The sequence below is a fragment of the Pseudomonas lalkuanensis genome, from assembly GCF_008807375.1.
GTDB classification, from domain to species: Bacteria; Pseudomonadota; Gammaproteobacteria; order Pseudomonadales; family Pseudomonadaceae; genus Metapseudomonas; species Metapseudomonas lalkuanensis.
On sequence record NZ_CP043311.1, the window covers coordinates 2,358,178 to 2,372,770 of the forward strand.

12 protein-coding genes are annotated in these 14,593 nt (G+C 64.6%); 10 read left to right on the forward strand and 2 right to left on the reverse strand.

The genetic code is table 11. The features are described 5' to 3' along the window. Positions 1–12 precede the first annotated feature (12 nt). From FXN65_RS11235 to FXN65_RS11270, 8 genes are all read left to right on the forward strand, one after another. Positions 13–2,139 (forward strand): TonB-dependent copper receptor, encoded by a 2,127-nt coding sequence (locus tag FXN65_RS11235; protein ID WP_151133278.1) that lies wholly within the window; start codon positions 13–15, stop codon positions 2,137–2,139. A 448-nt stretch (positions 2,140–2,587) separates the two neighbouring features. Further along, positions 2,588–3,211, forward strand: a complete 624-nt coding sequence (locus FXN65_RS11240; protein WP_151133279.1) for a hypothetical protein — start codon at positions 2,588–2,590, stop codon at positions 3,209–3,211. 173 nt (positions 3,212–3,384) lie between these two features. After that, positions 3,385–4,002 carry a LysE family transporter gene (locus FXN65_RS11245; protein WP_212632332.1) on the forward strand — a complete coding sequence of 206 codons (618 nt, stop codon included), beginning with the start codon at positions 3,385–3,387 and terminating at the stop codon, positions 4,000–4,002. A 342-nt stretch (positions 4,003–4,344) separates the two neighbouring features. Continuing rightward, positions 4,345–6,402, forward strand: a complete 2,058-nt coding sequence (locus FXN65_RS11250; protein WP_151133280.1) for a carbon starvation CstA family protein — start codon at positions 4,345–4,347, stop codon at positions 6,400–6,402. Positions 6,403–6,415: 13 nt separating this feature from the next. Continuing rightward, positions 6,416–6,619, forward strand: a complete 204-nt coding sequence (locus FXN65_RS11255) for a YbdD/YjiX family protein (RefSeq protein WP_151133281.1) — start codon at positions 6,416–6,418, stop codon at positions 6,617–6,619. A gap of 161 nt (positions 6,620–6,780) precedes the next feature. Beyond that, on the forward strand, positions 6,781–7,755 hold the full coding sequence (gene yjiA / locus FXN65_RS11260) for a GTPase (protein WP_151133282.1): 975 nt from the start codon (positions 6,781–6,783) through the stop codon (positions 7,753–7,755). A 130-nt stretch (positions 7,756–7,885) separates the two neighbouring features. Then, positions 7,886–9,232, forward strand: a complete 1,347-nt coding sequence (locus FXN65_RS11265; RefSeq protein WP_151133283.1) for a cache domain-containing protein — start codon at positions 7,886–7,888, stop codon at positions 9,230–9,232. Positions 9,233–9,263: 31 nt separating this feature from the next. Further along, complete coding sequence (locus FXN65_RS11270; protein WP_151133284.1) at positions 9,264–9,896, forward strand: response regulator; 633 nt, start codon at positions 9,264–9,266, stop codon at positions 9,894–9,896. A 194-nt stretch (positions 9,897–10,090) separates the two neighbouring features. Here FXN65_RS11270 and FXN65_RS11275 read toward each other — a convergent pair whose 3' ends face one another. Continuing rightward, complete coding sequence (locus tag FXN65_RS11275; protein WP_151133285.1) at positions 10,091–12,454, reverse strand: DNA polymerase II; 2,364 nt, start codon at positions 12,452–12,454, stop codon at positions 10,091–10,093. A gap of 225 nt (positions 12,455–12,679) precedes the next feature. Here FXN65_RS11275 and FXN65_RS11280 point away from each other — a divergent pair, with 225 nt between their 5' ends. Both FXN65_RS11280 and FXN65_RS11285 read left to right on the forward strand, forming a co-directional pair. Next, on the forward strand, positions 12,680–12,910 hold the full coding sequence (locus FXN65_RS11280) for a hypothetical protein (RefSeq protein WP_151133286.1): 231 nt from the start codon (positions 12,680–12,682) through the stop codon (positions 12,908–12,910). Further along, on the forward strand, positions 12,907–13,206 hold the full coding sequence (locus FXN65_RS11285; protein WP_151133287.1) for a cell division protein ZapA: 300 nt from the start codon (positions 12,907–12,909) through the stop codon (positions 13,204–13,206). The genes FXN65_RS11280 and FXN65_RS11285 overlap by 4 nt, the downstream gene beginning before the upstream one ends. A gap of 289 nt (positions 13,207–13,495) precedes the next feature. On the opposite strand, the gene FXN65_RS11290 is transcribed toward FXN65_RS11285, so the two are convergent. Further along, positions 13,496–14,446: a phospholipase D family protein gene (locus tag FXN65_RS11290; RefSeq protein WP_151133288.1), complete on the reverse strand. Its 951-nt coding sequence runs from the start codon at positions 14,444–14,446 to the stop codon at positions 13,496–13,498. Positions 14,447–14,593 lie beyond the last annotated feature (147 nt).

A 14,593-nucleotide genomic window follows, 5' to 3' on the forward strand; every position in this document is an offset into this window, starting at 1 on the left:
TCTGGAAGACTCATGAAACAGCCCAACCAACCAGGCCGCGCTGCTGCGCGCCACTGCACCCGTCCTTTCACCCCGGCTACTGCCCGCCTGCGCTGGCAGCAGGGTTTCGCCCTGTTCCTCGGCCTCTCCCTGTCCGCAGTCGGCGTGACCGACGAGCTGCTGCCGGAAGAAATCGAGCCCACTGTCGTCACCGCCGTGCAGCAGAGTTCGCCCCTGACCGTGGTGACGGACCCGAAAGACCCTCGCCAGCCCGTTCCCGCCAGCGACGCGGCCGACTACCTGAAGACCATTCCCGGCTTCTCCGTCATCCGCAACGGCGGCACCAATGGTGACCCGGTGCTGCGCGGCATGTTCGGCTCGCGGCTCAACCTGCTCACCAACGGCGGGCTGATGATCGGCGCCTGCCCAGGCCGCATGGACGCGCCGAGCTCCTACATCTCCCCGGAAACCTTCGACCGACTCACCGTGATCAAAGGACCGCAGACAGTGCTCTGGGGCCCCGGAGCTTCCGCCGGCACCGTGCGCTTCGATCGCGAGCCGGAGCGTTTCGGCGAACTCGGCGGCCGTCTGCGCGGCAGCGTGCTGGCCGGTTCCAATGGCCGCTTCGACAAGGTGCTGGATGGCGCCCTGGGCAGTGAACTCGGTTACCTGCGCGTGGTGGGCAACCAGGCTCAGGCGGACGACTACGAAGATGGCAACGGCGATACCGTGCCGTCGCGCTGGAGCAAGTGGAACGGTGACGTGGCCCTGGGCTGGACGCCGGACGCGGACAGCCTGGTGGAACTCACTGCCGGCAAGGGCGATGGCGAGGCACGCTACGCCGGGCGCGGCATGGACGGCAGCCAGTTCCTGCGGGAAAGCCTCGGCCTGCGCGTCGAGCGCAGCAACCTCGGTGGCGTGCTGGACAGGCTGGAGGCGCAGCTTTACTACAACTACGCGGACCACGTGATGGACAACTTCCGCCTGCGCAGCCCCGATCCCGCCAGTTCGATGCCCATGCCGATGGCTTCGAACGTCGACCGCCGCACAGTGGGTGGGCGTTTTGCCGCCACCTTCAGCTGGACCGAGGTGGAATGGGTGGCGGGTCTGGACCTGATGCGCAGCGAACACCGCAAGCGCAGCTCGCGCTTCGACATGATGAGCGGCCGCTTCACCGACGCAGACCAGTTCCCCTGGAGCAAGGACGCGCTGTTCCACAGCTATGGGCTGTTCTCCGAGGCCACCTGGAACTTTGCGCCGCGCAATCGCCTGGTGGCCGGCGGCCGCCTGGACCGCGCTTCCGCCGAGGACTTCCGCGCCACCAGCGGCATGATGGGCCGGGCCAACCCCACCTTCGGCGAAACCCGCGCCGACGCCTTGCCCAGCGGTTTCGCGCGCTTCGAGCACGACCTGGCCGATTCGCCCGCCACCCTCTACGCCGGGTTGGGCCATGTGCAGCGCTTCCCCGACTACTGGGAGCTGTTCTCGCCGGGACGCGGCCCGGCCGGCTCGGCCAATGCCTTCGACGGCGTGAAGCCGGAGAAGACCACCCAGCTCGACTTCGGTGTGCAGTACCAGAGCGGCGACCTGGAGGCCTGGGCCTCCGGCTACGTGGGCCAGGTGCGTGACTACATCCTGTTCACCTACACGCCGGGGATGATGGGGCCCACCTCCCGCGCCGAGAACATCGACGCCCGCATCATGGGTGGCGAACTGGGCGCAGCCTGGCGCTTCGCTCCCGACTGGAAGACCGAAGCCACCCTGGCCTATGCCTGGGGCAAGAACAGCTCCGACGACGAGGCCCTGCCGCAGATGCCGCCGCTGGAAACGCGCCTCGGCCTGACCTACGAGCAGGACAACTGGAGCGCCGGCGGCCTGTGGCGCTTGGTGGCGGCGCAGAACCGCGTGGCCGAAGGCAAGGGCAATGTGGTGGGGCAGGACTTCGGCAAGAGCGCCGGTTTCGGCGTGTTCTCCCTCAACGGCGCCTACCGCCTGAGCCCGGAGCTCAAGGTCAGCGCGGGCGTCGACAATCTCTTCGACAAGGCCTATGCAGAGCACCTGAACCGTGCCGGAGACGCCGGATTCGGCTTCCCGGCCGATCCGGTGGCCATCGACGAGCCGGGGCGCACGCTCTGGACCAAGGTGGACTTCAGCTTCTAATGGAAGTGCAGCTGCCGGCCCATGCGGTCGGCAGCCGTTGACGGCCGCGCAGGGCGCTTTCCCCGACGAAGGGTAGCGCCTGTGCGCCAACACGGGACAGGCGGGCCGGGGGGAGGGAAGCAGGGGCATATACTGGTCTGTGCAATACATCCAGAGTTTTGCACCCTCGCCATCCTGTTGTTCGTGTTCGTGCCGGCTCTGACGGAAGGTGGGGCCCAGCGTTTATCTGACGCGGCGCAAGGCCCATTCACCAACCGGAGGAGAGAGGCGGTTCGCCCGGTCCCCCTATCTCGGCCAGCGACCCTGCAGCGACTTTTTCATTTTCGGAGGCCCTCAGGTCACGAGGCCAGCTTGCCCTTGCCACAAGGGTTCATGGAGTACCCCTCTCTCTTTCGTATTGCGGCGGCCCGCCGGACTCCTCGGTGGGCGCCAGAGAGGAGGTATCGACATGAAAAGAACGACAGCCCTCACCATCCCCGTCCTGCTGCTCGCCGCAGCGCTGGCGGCCACTGCCCTGGCTACCAGTGACCCGGCCGCCGGCAATGCCGTACTGCGCTTCAGGGGCGGCATCGGTGTTCTGCCGGTTTCCAGTGGGCAGGGCGTGGACGCTATCGCCACTGTGGTCAACCGCAACCTGGTGCGCGGCGTGCAGCCGGCGGGGCAGATCTGGGTGATCCGCAAACTCAATGCGCAGGTGAGCGCGGCCGGTGACCTTGTGGCAATCGGCCGTGGCCTGGTCCTGGGTGGGGGCAACAATATCGGCAGGGCTACCGGGCAGTCGGTGTTCGCCACGCTGTTCTGTGGTGCCGCGGAACCGTTCACGGAGCACAGCACCAACCCGGCCGGCGTGCCGCTGACCGACGAAGGTGACTTCGTGATCCGTGACGTGTTCACGCCCGTACCGCCAACCCCTTGCGACAGCCCCGTGCTGTTGATTCGCAATGCGGCCAATCAGAGCTGGTTCGCGGCAGGCATCCCGCGGGTCAGGAACGTCCAGCCGGACGAAGAACCTCCGATTGATAACCCGCCGCCAACGGACAATCCGCCAGCCGAACCTCCGGCCATGCCTTGAAGTCCCGGCCTTTCTCCTTCCACTGATGGCCCCCTCTCTCCGGAGGGAGGGGCGCCGCTTTCGTCGGTCCGTCGCTGCGGCCTGAATCTGGACCACTGGCCCATCCCGGCCGGCCCTGCTCCCGGATATACTCGCCGGCATCTTCCCCCCGCCCCATACGACAGGAGGGTGCCGTGGATTACCTCGGTGCATTGCTGGCCATTTCCGGTGTCCTGATGCTGAGCGTCGTCAGTCCCGGCCCCAACTTCGCCATCGTCACCTCCACCGCTACCCTGCGTTCCCGCCGTGCCGGCGTCGCCACCGGGCTGGGCCTGGCCGCCGCCTCAGCCACCTGGGCGCTGCTGGCCGTGGCAGGGCTGGGCCTGATCGTCACGCAAGTGGAATGGCTCTACCTCGGCATCAAGCTGGCTGGCGCCCTGTATCTCATCTGGATCGGTCTACGGATGATCCTCGGCGCGCGCAAGCCGCTGGCCGCCGCGCCCGACACGCTCGAATCGGGCGTCTTCGCCTCGGCCCGCAAGGGCTACCTGGTGAGCATGACCAACCCCAAGGCGCTGGCCTTCTACGGCAGCATCTTCGCCGTGATGGTCCCGGCCCATGCGCCGGCATGGTTCTACGCGGCGATCGTCAGCATCGGCGCCAGCGTCTCCTGCCTCTGGTATTGCGGGATGGCGGTGCTCTTCTCCAGCCCCTCCGTGCGCGGCGGTTTCATGCGCTTCAAGGCGGTGTTCGAGACCCTGATGGGCGTGTTCCTGCTGGGCATGGGCGGCAGGCTGCTGCTCAGCCGTTGAATTTCATTTAGCGGGGGCAAATTCTTTCGCGATTGAAATCGCTCCCACACCTGCATTGCTGCATTGAACGGTTCCGTAGGATGCGGTGGAGCGGAGCGATACCCGTCAGCGAGCGATTGAAGGGCGAACCTGCGGTCCGCATTGCGATTGAAATCACCCCTACAGGAATGTGTTGTGCCCCGAGACTGGGCATGCTGGCTACGTAGTACTACGTAGCCGTGCTTCGTAGTTGTGCGAATTTCTCCGTGGCCGCCACGCGCCGATAGTGTCGGCTGCCCCTATCCGGGCATAAACAACAACAAGAGCCGCCGCAGGTAACCCCACGCGGCAGGAGACCATTCCATGACCCAACTGGCTTCCCGAATTGCCTGGTTCGCCGTTGCCCTGCTGGGCGCATTTGCGCTGGGCACCGTGGCACTGCGTCGGGGCGAAGCGATCAACGCCCTCTGGATCGTTACTGCTGCAACCGCGATCTACCTGATTGCCTACCGCTACTACAGCCTGTTCATCGCCAACAAGGTGATGCAACTGGACCCCTCCCGTGCAACACCTGCGGTGTTGAACAACGACGGTCTGGACTACGTTCCGACCAACAAGCACATCCTCTTCGGTCACCACTTCGCTGCCATCGCCGGCGCCGGTCCGCTGGTGGGCCCGGTACTCGCCGCGCAGATGGGCTACCTGCCCGGCACCCTCTGGCTGATCGCCGGCGTGGTCCTGGCCGGCGCGGTGCAGGACTTCATGGTGCTGTTCCTCTCCACCCGCCGTAACGGCCGCTCTCTCGGGGACATGGTCCGCGAAGAGATGGGCCGGATTCCGGGCACCATCGCCCTGTTCGGCTGCTTCCTGATCATGATCATCATTCTCGCGGTGCTGGCGCTGATCGTGGTGAAGGCCCTGGCCGAAAGCCCGTGGGGCATGTTCACCGTGATGGCGACCATCCCGATCGCGGTGTTCATGGGCGTGTACATGCGTTACATCCGCCCGGGCCGCATCGGCGAGATTTCCCTCATCGGCGTGGTCCTGTTGCTGGCCTCCATCTGGCTTGGCGGCATCGTGGCAGCCGACCCCGTCTGGGGCCCGGCCTTCACCTTCACCGGCGTGCAGATCACCTGGATGCTGATCGGCTATGGCTTCGTTGCCGCCGTGCTGCCGGTGTGGCTGATCCTCGCCCCGCGTGACTACCTGTCCACATTCCTCAAGATCGGCACCATCGTTGGTCTCGCCATCGGCATCCTGATCATCGCCCCCGAGCTGAAAATGCCGGCGCTGACCCAGTTCGTCGACGGCACTGGCCCTGTGTGGAAGGGCACCCTGTTCCCCTTCCTGTTCATCACCATCGCCTGTGGTGCGGTATCGGGCTTCCACGCGCTGATCAGCTCCGGCACCACGCCGAAGCTGCTGGCCAACGAAACCCATGCCCGCTACATCGGCTACGGCGGCATGCTGATGGAATCCTTCGTCGCCATCATGGCCATGGTCGCCGCCTCGGTGATCGAGCCGGGTGTGTACTTCGCCATGAACAGCCCGGCCGCGCTGGTGGGCACCGACGTGAACGCCGTGGCTGCCACCGTCAGCAGCTGGGGCTTCGCCATCACCCCGGAAGTGCTGCAGCAGACCGCCACCGATATCGGTGAGCACAGCATCCTGGCCCGTGCCGGTGGTGCGCCGACCCTGGCCGTGGGTATCGCGCAGATCCTCCACCAGGTGCTGCCGGGCGAGAACACCATGGCCTTCTGGTACCACTTCGCGATCCTCTTCGAGGCACTGTTCATCCTCACCGCAGTGGACGCCGGTACCCGTGCCGGTCGCTTCATGCTGCAGGACCTCTTGGGCAACTTCGTCCCGGCGCTGAAGAAAACCGAGTCCTGGACCGCCAACGTCATCGCCACCGCCGGTTGCGTGGCCATGTGGGGCTGGCTGCTGTACCAGGGCGTGGTCGATCCGCTGGGTGGCATCAACACCCTGTGGCCGCTGTTCGGCATCTCCAACCAGATGCTGGCCGGTATCGCCCTGATGCTGGGCTGCGTGGTGCTGATCAAGATGAAGCGCCAGCGCTACGTCTGGGTGACCCTGGTGCCGGCTGTGTGGCTGCTGATCTGCACCACAACCGCAGGCCTGATCAAGCTGCTCGACCCGAACCCGGCTGTCGGTTTCCTGGCCCTGGCCAAGAAGTACAGCGACGCCGCCGCCGCTGGCCAGATCCTGGCTCCGGCCAAGGACATGGGCCAGATGCAGCACGTGATCTTCAACGCCTACACCAACTCGACCCTGACCGTGCTGTTCCTCTTCGTGGTGCTGAGCATCCTGTTCTTCGCCATCAAGGTGGGCCGCAGCGCCTGGATGAAGTCCGAGCGCACCGACAAGGAATCGCCGTTCCAGCCGGTTCCGGACGCTTGAGGAGATCGCGAGCATGTTCAATGACCTCAGCCGCATGGGTAAGTACCTTGGGCAGGCCGCGCGCATGCTCGTGGGCATGCCCGACTACGATACCTACGTCGAGCACATGCAGAGCAAGCACCCGGACAAGCCGGTGATGAGTTACGAGGAGTTCTTCCGCGAGCGCCAGGAAGCGCGCTATGGCGGCGGCAAGGGACGGCCCGTACGCTGCTGTTGAACCCCTGATGCGGTAACCTGAGCGCCACGCCTAGCCGTGGCGCTCTTGTTTCCGGTCATCTCCCCGGAACCTTCTTTTGTAGGAGCGAGCTTGCTCGCGAAGAACTGTTCGCGAGCAAGCTCGCTCCTACGGGTTGAAACCTGATTTCGAGGATTGCCCCGATGTCTGCCCATCTCCCCATTCCCGTCACCGTGCTCAGCGGCTTTCTCGGTGCCGGCAAGACCACTCTGCTCAAGCACATCCTCAAGGCCGAACATGGCCTGAAGATCGCGGTGATCGAGAACGAGTTCAGCGAAACCCCCATCGACGGCCAGTTGCTGGGCGATGAAGCGGTGCAGGTGATGACCCTGGCCAACGGCTGCGTCTGCTGCTCCATCCACGTGGAGCTGGAGAAGGCGCTGTTCCTGTTGCTGGAACGCCTGGATGCCGGCGAGCTGGCTTTTGATCGCCTGGTGATCGAGTGCACTGGCCTTGCCGACCCGGCGCCCGTGGCACAGACCTTCTTCGCTGACGACGAACTCTGCGAGCGCTACGTGCTGGACGGCATCATCACCCTGGTGGACGCGGTGAACGCCGAGCGCCATCTCCAGGAAACCATGGCCCAGGCCCAGGTGGGCTTTGCCGACCGCATCCTGGTGAGCAAGCGAGACCTGGTGGACGAGGCGCACTTCGATGCCCTTTGCCAGCGCCTCTCGCGCATCAACCGCCGCGCGCCGATCCGCGTGGTGGACCATGGCCGCATCGACCTGGCCGAGTTGCTGGACGTGCGTGGCTTCAACCTCAATGCCGACGTCGGCCCGGCCCTGACCCTGCGTCCGCTCAAGCCAGCCGCAACGCCGGATCGCATCGGCACCCTGGTGCTGAAGAGCGAACGCCCGCTGGACATGGACAAGCTCAGCAGTTTCATGGAAGGGCTGCTGGAGGAGCACGGCAGTTCGCTGTTGCGCTACAAGGGCGTGCTCTGCGTCGATGGCGAGCCGCGTCGCCTGGTGTTCCAGGGCGTGCTGCGGCTCTACGGCTTCGACTGGGACAGCGAGTGGCAGGAAGGCGAGGCGCGCGAGAGCGTGATGGTCTTCATCGGCGACCAGCTGCCGGAAGAGAAGATTCGCGCCGGTTTCGAAGCGGCTCAGGTGTGAGGTCGGCGAATCGCGAATGAATTCGCTCCCACATCCCGGTCCCGGTCCGGGCACCAGCGGTGGCGGAGAAAAGCGACTTCCACCCTACGATGATTCGCGCGGCCTCGGCCACGTTGTGAAGTGAATGACCATGCAGCTCAAACACAAGATCGTCACCCTCAGCGTCATGCCGCTCATCGTGTCGGTGCTCTTCATCTGCGTGCTGGTGTTCGCCCAGAGCCGCAAGCTGGAAGAGGAACAGGCCCGGCTGGTGGAAAGCAGCATCATGGCCGCCAAGAAGGCCGAGATCAAAAACTACCTGGAGCTGGCCCTGAGCCTGATCGCGCCCCTGTACGACAGCGGCCGGGACGACGAGGAAGCCAAGCAGCAGGCGCTGCACATGCTGTCGCGGGCGAACTTCGGCCTGGATGGCTACTTCTTCGTCTACGACCGCCACGGCAAGAACCTGATGCACCCCCGGCAGGCGAATCTGGTGGGCAAGGAACTCATCGGCATGAAGGACAAGAACGGGCTGCCGGTGATCCAGGCGTTGCTCGAAAGTGCCGAGAACGGCGACGGCTACCAGCTCTACACCTGGGAAAAGCCGTCCACCGGCCAGGTGACCGAGAAGCTCTCCTACGTGGTGATGCTGGACCGCTGGGGCTGGATGCTGGGCACCGGCATCTACATCGACGACGTGGAGGTGGCCACCCTCAAGTCGCGCCAGGAGGTGGCCACGGGGGTGCTGACCACGGTGCTGGCCATTGCGTCCTTTTCGCTGATCGCCGTGCTGGTGGTGTTCACCGGTGGCCTGATGCTGAATTTCACCGAACATCGCCTGGCCGACCGCAAGCTGTCCGCCCTCAACCAGCGCATTGTCCACCTGCAGGAAGAGGAGCGCTCGCGGGTGTCTCGCGAGCTGCACGATGGCATCAGCCAGCAACTGGTTTCCATCAAGTTCCAGTTCGAACTGGCCAGCCTGGAGCTGGAGAACGGGCAGGGCAGGGGAATGGAGAACCTGCGTGCGGGCACGGCGCGCCTGGGCGAGGCCATCGGCGAAATCCGCCGCATCTCCCACGACCTACGGCCATCGTTGCTGGACACCCTCGGCCTGTCGCCGGCCATCGAGCAACTGGTGCGCGAGTTCGAGCAGCGCACGGCGATCCGCACCCAGTACGAACGCGGGCTGGACGACAGCAGCCTGGACATGGACGTCCGCGTCACGCTGTTCCGCATCATCCAGGAAGCCCTGGGCAACATCGAACGCCACTCCAGGGCCAGCGCCGCTATAATCTCGCTCGCCTCCAGCCAGGGTGCCATTGCCCTGCGCGTGGAGGACAACGGCGTGGGGTTCGATCCCGGCCTGATGGACCGGAGCCAGGGAATCGGGTTGCGCAACATCAGGGAGCGGGTCGACCATCACCACGGTACCTTCACCCTGTCTTCGATGAGCGGCCGCACGGAACTGCAGGTCGAGATCCCCCTGCAGCGGGCCTGACGGCCCGGTTCGTGACCCCACAGAGGCCGTGATGAGCTTGCCGCACCCCATCAGAATCGCGCTGATCGACGACCACGTGCTGGTGCGCGATGGCTTGAAATCCCTGCTCTCGGCGATGCCCCACTTCGATGTGGTGGCAGAAGCGGAGTCCGGAGAAGCGGCCCTGGAACTGGTGGCCTCCACCGAACTGGACCTGCTGCTGGTGGATGTCGGCCTCAAGGACATGAACGGCCTGGAGCTGACCCGCAGGCTGTGCAGCCTCTATCCGGGCATCAAGATCCTCATCCTCAGCATGTACGACAACCAGGAGTACGTGCGCACCTCCATCAACGCCGGCGCCTTCGGCTACGTGCTGAAGAACGCGCCGTCCCAGGAGCTGATCGCCGCCATCGAGGCCATCGTGGCCGGCGGCAGCTTCTACAGCCCGGAAATCGCCCGCAAGCTGGCCACCAACGTCCGCGACGAGAACGAACTCACCCCGCGCGAACTGCAGGTCCTGTCGATGATCGCCAAGGGGCTGAACAACAAGGAAGTCGCCCGCGAGCTGGACATCAGCGTGCGCACGGTGGAGACCTACCGCCTCAGCATCCGTCGCAAGCTGAACATCGACACGCCCGCCGCCCTGGTGAAGTACGCCCTGGAGCATGGCCTGATCTCGATCTGAGATCGGCTCGAATCCCGTATCAGCCGACTGGTGGTGCAGGGCGCGGCGCTCGCGAAGGCGGACTGTTCATTCGAGGAAACCCTAGGTTGGTGCGGAGCCTGAAACGTTGGGCTTCGTTCCTCTGCCCAACCTGCGGCAGGACTGCGTCCTGCATCGCGAATGAATGCGCTCCCACAAGGAGGCGCGGCAGTGATTTAGAACAACGCCATCTGCCTGTCGATCAGGGACGCGAAGTCGTCGTCCACGAAGGGCAGGATGGCGTCCGCCACCGGCTGCAGTTGGCGGGTCAGGTAGTGGTCGTAGTCGATGGCCGAGCCGCGTGTTTCCAGGGGCTCCGGGCCATTCACCGTAATCAGGTAGCTGATCCAGCCGCCGTTCTGGTACTGGCGCGGCCGGCCCTGGCGGTCGTTGAACTCGTCGGCCATGCGCGCCGCGCGGACGTGGGGCGGCACGTTGCGGGTGTAATCGTCGAGCTGGCGGCGCAGGCGTTTGCGATAGACCAGCAGCTCGTCCAGTTCTCCGGCGAGTGTCTTTTGCACGTAGTCGCGCACGTATTCCTGGTACGGCTGGCGATTGAAGATGCGCTGGTAGAGCTCCTGCTGGAACTGCTGTGCCAGGGGCGACCAGTCGGTGCGCACGGTTTCCAGTCCTTTGAAGACCATCTCCTGGTTGCCGTCCGCACGCCGCACCAGGCCGGCGTAGCGCTTTTTGCTGCCTTCTTCGGCGCCTCGGATGGTGGGCATCAGGAAGCGCTGGTAGTGGGTTTCGAACTGCAGTTCCAGGGCGCTTTCCAGTCCGTATTCCTGCATCAGGTGCTCGCGCCACCACTGGTTGACCTGCTGCACCAGGCCACGGCCGATGCGCGCGGCCTCGTCTTCTTCATGGGGCCGCTTGAGCCAGACGAAGGTGGAGTCGGTGTCGCCATAGATCACGCTGTAGCCCTGGGCTTCGATCAGCTCACGGGTGCGGCGCATGATCTCGTGGCCGCGCATGGTGATGGAGGAGGCCAGGCGCGGGTCGAAGAAGCGGCAGCCGCTGGAGCCGAGCACGCCGTAGAAGGCGTTCATGATGATCTTCAATGCCTGGGACAGCACCTTGTTGCCCTCGCGCTTGGCCGCTTCGCGCCCCTGCCAGACCCGCTCCACGATGGCCGGCAGGCTATGCCGGGTGCGGGAGAAGCGGGCGCCACGGAAGCCCGGTACCGAGTGCTCGTCGCCCGGCTGCCGCAGGCCCTCGATCAGCCCTACCGGATCGATCAGGAAGCTGCGGATGATCGAGGGGTACAGGCTCTTGTAATCCAGTACCAGGACCGATTCGTAGAGGCCCGGGCGCGAATCCATGACGAAGCCGCCGGGGCTGGCCTCGGGACGCTTCTCGCCGAGGTTGGGCGCGACGAAACCCAGGCGGTGCATCAGCGGCATGTAGAGATGGGTGAAGGCCGCCACGGAGCCGCCGCTGCGGTCGGTGGCCAGCCCGGTGACCGTGGCGCGTTCGAGGAGGAAATGGAGCAGCTCGGTCTTCTCGAAGATGCGCGTGACCAGCTCGCAGTCCTTGAGGTTGTAGCGCGCCAGGGCGGGCTTGTCCTCGGCGAACATGCGGTTGATCTCGTCCATGCGCTGGTAGGGCGTGTCGATCGCCTTGCCTTCGCCGAGCAGGGTCTGCGCAACGCTTTCCAGGCTGAAGGAGGGGAAGCTCCAGGTGGCCGAGCGCAGCGCTTCGATGCCATCGATGATCAACCGCCCACTGGCCTCGGCGAAGTAGTGGTTGTTGCCGCTGCCATGCTCGCGCCAGCCCATGGGGTCGCCGCCGCGGCCCAGCAACAGCGGCACCCTCAGCTTCTCGGCGTGGGCCTGCAAGACGCGCAGGTCGAACTGCACCAGGTTCCAGCCGATGATGGCGTCTGGATCGTGCTCGGCCAGCCACTGGTTCAGGGCTTCCAGCAGGCCGGCGCGGCTGTCGCGGTAGTCGAGCTGGAAGTCGACTTCGCTGGCATCGCCATTGGCCGGGCCAAGCATGTAGACCTGGCGCTGGCCGCAGCCTTCCAGGGCGATGGAATAGAGTTCGCCACGCTCGGTGGTCTCGATGTCCAGTGACACCAGCCTGAGTGTCGGGCGGTAGTCGGATGCCGGCTTGAGCTGGGCATCCAGCAGTATGCCGCTTTCGTCCGGGGTACCGCCGAAGAGCACGGGCGCGGTGATGAAACGCTCCATCAGGAAGCGCTCGGGCGGGCGGATATCGGCTTCCAGCACGTCCACCCCGGCCTTGCGCAGGGCCTTGTCCAGGCGCATCAGCTGGCGGTGCTGCTTGCAGTAGAGACCCAGCACCGGGCGGTGCTGGAAGTCGCACAGGGCGAGGGGGCGCAGTTCCACATCCTTCTCGCCGCGCAGCAGGGTTTCGGCGCGTTCGCGCTGTGCGGCGGGAATGAAGGCGACCGAAGTCTGCGCGGGCAGGCGCACCTGGCGCGGGCCAGAGTCGGTGGCCAGCCAGAATTCGACTTCCGTTCCCTCGGGCGTGTCCCGCCAATGCCGGGTCAGGACGAACCCTTGCTGTAACTCCACAACTGCAACCTCGGAACCTTTTTCCACAGCGGGATTCTACTCGTCATCGCCCCGGTGCGCGCGTCGGGTACGGGTTTCTTCATGTTGTTCGTTCAACATGAAGAAAGCGATCTAAGCCATTGAATTGACAGCATACATTCTGTCTGAACAATCCTATTTTCCCTGGCCAGAAAGGGGGCTTTTCATTATGCTCCGCGGCCATTTTCGTCCGTCCGGGAGACGACCATGCTGGACAACACCCTCGTACAACTCGAACAGCTCGTGAGCGAGCTCCTGCAACAGAACCAGGGCATCGCCGAGGACAACGCCCGCATCCGCGCCGAGCTGCGCAAGGCCCGCGAAGAAAACGACAGCCTGCAACTGGCGATGATGGAACAGGAAGAGAAGAGCAACGCCACCGCCGAGCGCCTGCAGGCCCTGGTCCGCCGCGTCAGCGAGAGCCGCGCCAGCGCATGAGTACCGACAGCGTCCGTGTGCTGCGCATCCTGGGGCGCGAGTACAACATCAAGGCACCGGCCGGCGAAGAGCAGGTGCTGCAGGACGCGGCAGCGATGCTGCAGGCGGAGATTGCCGCCAACAAGAAGAAATTCCCCTATGTCACCGCCAACGAACTGGTGGTGCTTTCCGCGCTGAATCTTTGCGCACGCCAGTTGAATGCCACCGACAAGCCGAAGGACACGGACGACGTCACTCGGCGCCTGGCTGTGCTCAATCGGCGCATTCGCGCGCAGCTGGACGATACCGGTACCTGAGTTCCGTCGACCAGGAACGTGGCGGGTTTCGCAGGCTCCAACCATCCTGCGAGGTAGTTGTGGGAGCGAATTCATTCGCGAAAGGACGGCGCAGCTGCCCCCGGAGTTGCCGGGCAGGTCTTCGACCTGCATCGCAATTGAAATCGCTCCCACAGATCGAGCAGCAGATGATGCCTTTTTGTAGGGGCGAATTCATTCGCGAAAGGACAGCGCAGCTGTCCCCGGGGTTGCCAGGCAGGTCTTCGACCTGCATCGCGATTGAAATCGCTCCCACAGATCGGCGGCGGGGTCAGCCGATGACGCGCAGGATGTCGGCGCGGTTGATTTCGGTGCGGCCGTCCTCGTACCACTCCGGAATCGCTTCCTTGAGCAGTTCCTTGTCGCCATCCAGCTTGAACGGCTGGGTGTAGCGCTTCTTGCGGTAGGCGTAGATGTAGTAGGTGCCGTCGCGGTACAGGATGCGGTCGAAGGTGTAGAAGCCGATGTGCGAGCCGTTGCAGCGCGCGGTCAGCACCACGTCGCCTTCTTCGTAGGGCAGGGCGCCCTCGGCGCATTCGTAGGTGAAGAACTCGCGGACATCATCCCAGGCCACGCCGTCGCTGCTGGACTTGAGGTAATCGCGCGCCTCGTCCTCGGACTGTTGCGAGTGATCGCTGTACCAGATGAACAGCGGAATGCTCTGGTTGATGTCGTCGCCCAGCCAGCCTTCGCTGTCCAGGTATTCGGCGCTGCGCGCCAGGCCCGCCTGCATGCGGCGATGGTTCTGCTTGTAGGCGTCCAGCGCATCCTCGAAGGTTTGCGAGTGGTTGCAGGCCAATACGCCATCGGCGGATTTGAGGGCCTGGACGCGTGCCAGGTAGGCGTCGTACAGGGCGGCATCGTTGATCACGGTGCAGGTGTCGCGCACCAGGCTGACGCCTACCTGGGTGAGGTTGGCGCTGCCGACGATGACCACGTCCGGCTCGATCAGGTAGAGCTTCCAGTTCACGCTCGCCTGGTAGCGGAAGTCCACCGACAGGGCCAGGTCCGGGTTCGCTTCATTGAGGCAGTGCTCGATGAAGTCAGGGGACGTGAGCGAGTTGATGGAACCGACCAGGATGTCCAGTCGGTTGCCGTTCTCGATCAACTGGTCGATCAGGGGCTCGGTGCCGCTGGCGAAGGCGGAAACTATCGTGATCTTCTTTCCGCTCAGTTCGCCCAGATAGGTTTCAAGGCTGTCTTCGTAATCCAGAATTTCCATACAGTCTCCAGCGACATCTTTTCTGCAATTTCGCCATTTTCGCACAGGCAATGACAAAGGCCAGCGTCGGCAACGTTTCGCGGGTCCGCTGCAAGGCTTTGACGCCTGATATGCAGCCCGAAGCACCAGGCTCCGGGGCTGGAAAGT

What these genes read in the sequence shown, in the direction of transcription:
- FXN65_RS11235 (WP_151133278.1), top strand. Translation starts at nt 13, where the DNA reads ATGAAACAGCCCAACCAACCAGGCCGCGCTGCTGCGCGCCACTGCACC.
- FXN65_RS11240 (WP_151133279.1), top strand. Translation starts at nt 2,588, where the DNA reads ATGAAAAGAACGACAGCCCTCACCATCCCCGTCCTGCTGCTCGCCGCA.
- FXN65_RS11250 (WP_151133280.1), top strand. Translation starts at nt 4,345, where the DNA reads ATGACCCAACTGGCTTCCCGAATTGCCTGGTTCGCCGTTGCCCTGCTG.
- FXN65_RS11255 (WP_151133281.1), top strand. Translation starts at nt 6,416, where the DNA reads ATGTTCAATGACCTCAGCCGCATGGGTAAGTACCTTGGGCAGGCCGCG.
- yjiA (WP_151133282.1), top strand. Translation starts at nt 6,781, where the DNA reads ATGTCTGCCCATCTCCCCATTCCCGTCACCGTGCTCAGCGGCTTTCTC.
- FXN65_RS11265 (WP_151133283.1), top strand. Translation starts at nt 7,886, where the DNA reads ATGCAGCTCAAACACAAGATCGTCACCCTCAGCGTCATGCCGCTCATC.
- FXN65_RS11270 (WP_151133284.1), top strand. Translation starts at nt 9,264, where the DNA reads ATGAGCTTGCCGCACCCCATCAGAATCGCGCTGATCGACGACCACGTG.
- FXN65_RS11280 (WP_151133286.1), top strand. Translation starts at nt 12,680, where the DNA reads ATGCTGGACAACACCCTCGTACAACTCGAACAGCTCGTGAGCGAGCTC.
- FXN65_RS11285 (WP_151133287.1), top strand. Translation starts at nt 12,907, where the DNA reads ATGAGTACCGACAGCGTCCGTGTGCTGCGCATCCTGGGGCGCGAGTAC.
- FXN65_RS11290 (WP_151133288.1), bottom strand. Translation starts at nt 14,446, where the DNA reads ATGGAAATTCTGGATTACGAAGACAGCCTTGAAACCTATCTGGGCGAA.